Genomic DNA, 537 nt, shown 5'->3' with positions numbered 1-537 from the left:
GGGCTGACTGAGTGAGGCGTGTCGTCTCATGATGTGTTTCCTGTGGAATATCCTGCATCAGAGCCTCCTATGCCACGACCTGTTCAAAATCTGCCGTTATGGTTACCCACAGCGCCCCCACGCTTGCCGACCATTTACGACAAACCACCCTAATCGGTTTCCAGTCATAAGGTGGCGTCCACTGAAATGCGCGGACGCCACCGTGCCGTTCCAGAAAGGCTTTTAAAGATGGGTGTTCACATTTACGAACACGTATCGTCACGCTGTAAGTCGACAACTGGTTATTCAGTCCCGCCACACGACGCTGTTCATAACCATCGCCCAGCTTCACTGTCACCACTTTCGGCTCTGATACCACATTCATATCCGGGCGCACTTTCCAGTGAAACGTCTCCATTACCGATATGCTCCACTTAACCGACCACCATCACGGGCCTGCTGTTGCATAAAGTCCGCTGCTGCTTTTTTCCCGAGGTCATAAACCACCTTCAGGGCAGCCGGACCTATCTGCCCGTTCGTGCCATCGTTATTGATCTC

2 protein-coding genes are annotated in these 537 nt (G+C 52.7%); both read right to left on the bottom strand.

The annotated features are described in order from the left end of the window. Positions 1–67: 67 nt before the first annotated feature. A complete protein-coding gene (locus tag FTE26_RS08565; RefSeq protein ID WP_000447267.1) occupies positions 68–397 on the bottom strand; it encodes a phage tail protein in 330 nt (109 codons plus the stop codon). Next, the coding region (locus FTE26_RS20235) for a phage tail tape measure protein (RefSeq protein WP_085674894.1) at positions 397–537 on the bottom strand (141 nt) is incomplete at its 5' end. The genes FTE26_RS20235 and FTE26_RS08565, both read right to left, overlap by 1 nt.

Source organism: Escherichia sp. S10b (assembly GCF_028421345.1).
Lineage (GTDB): Bacteria > Pseudomonadota > Gammaproteobacteria > Enterobacterales > Enterobacteriaceae > ECMA0423.
Note: the sequence above shows the minus strand (reverse complement) of the source record. Positions and strands in the feature narration are given on the sequence as shown.